A 535-nucleotide genomic window follows, 5' to 3' on the forward strand; every position below is an offset into this window, starting at 1 on the left:
AGGGCGTTTACCACGGTGTGATTCATGACTGGGGTGAAGTCGTAACAAGGTAACCCTAGGGGAACCTGGGGTTGGATCACCTCCTTACCTTAAAGATGACGAAGTTGTTGAGTGTTCACACAGATTGCCTTGATTCAAGTTTAGAGACAGTACACGAAGTGGGTCTGTAGCTCAGGTGGTTAGAGCGCACCCCTGATAAGGGTGAGGTCGGTGGTTCGAGTCCACTCAGACCCACCACTTCGTCCAGATTTATGGGGTTATAGCTCAGCTGGGAGAGCGCCTGCCTTGCACGCAGGAGGTCTGCGGTTCGATCCCGCATAGCTCCACCATAATCTGTACTGTATTTTGCGAGAAGCAAAAGCCATGCATTGAGCCTTGATGTTCAATCTATGTCTTTGACTTCTTTATGAAGTTTGCTCTTTAACAATCTGGAAAGCTGATTTAAAAAGTAGTTCTCAAACATTTGTTACAAGTGCTTTGGAAACTTCTTGGCGAAAACCAAAATTTATTTTGGTCCTTGTTGTACTTCAACAAG

2 tRNA genes and 1 rRNA gene are annotated in these 535 nt (G+C 45.8%); all 3 read left to right on the top strand.

The features are described from left to right. Positions 1 to 87: ribosomal RNA gene (locus tag BN4575_RS20470) — 16S ribosomal RNA — on the top strand; the annotation flags it as partial. A gap of 73 nt (positions 88 to 160) precedes the next feature. Then, a tRNA-Ile gene (locus BN4575_RS20475) sits at positions 161 to 237 on the top strand. A gap of 16 nt (positions 238 to 253) precedes the next feature. Further along, a tRNA-Ala gene (locus tag BN4575_RS20480) sits at positions 254 to 329 on the top strand. Positions 330 to 535: the final 206 nt, after the last annotated feature.

Origin of the sequence: Aeromonas sp. EERV15, assembly GCF_900079845.1 — a bacterium.
Classification (GTDB): domain Bacteria; phylum Pseudomonadota; class Gammaproteobacteria; order Enterobacterales; family Aeromonadaceae; genus Aeromonas; species Aeromonas sobria.